Origin of the sequence: Solihabitans fulvus (genome assembly GCF_008386585.1) — a bacterium.
Taxonomy (GTDB): Bacteria; Actinomycetota; Actinomycetes; order Mycobacteriales; family Pseudonocardiaceae; genus Solihabitans; species Solihabitans fulvus.
The window spans coordinates 1-345 of record NZ_VUOB01000426.1 but is presented as its reverse complement, the minus strand read 5'-3'; the positions used below and the strand labels follow the sequence as shown (position 1 = coordinate 345).

Genomic DNA, 345 nt, shown 5'->3' with positions numbered 1-345 from the left:
GATTCGGCTTGAAAGAAAGAAGAGACAACACCAAAGATTTGATTACGAAAGAAGATTATTACAAAATTAGGGAGTTCATCAAAAAGGAAACCATAACAATCAGAAAAGCAGACAAAAGTAACACCTTCGTTATTATGAACAGGAGCAACTACCAAGGAAATCTAATCGAACTTTTATCAGATACTTCAAAATTCAAGAAAATTACATCCGACCCTTCTGATGGAATTGAGCGAGACCTGAATCGCCTCATACCAAAAGACAAGTCAAAATCCACTAGATTCAGTAAAATAACCGGACATTATGAAACTGGATAAATATATGGCAATCCGAAGACCCATAAGAACA

The 345-nt window shown here is 35.4% G+C and carries 1 protein-coding gene; it reads left to right on the top strand.

Annotation, left to right across the window (positions count from 1 at the left end; all coding sequences use genetic code 11):
• Positions 1-314: hypothetical protein (locus tag F0L68_RS44355; protein ID WP_223199684.1), on the top strand; the 314-nt coding region annotated here is incomplete at its 5' end.
• Positions 315-345 lie beyond the last annotated feature (31 nt).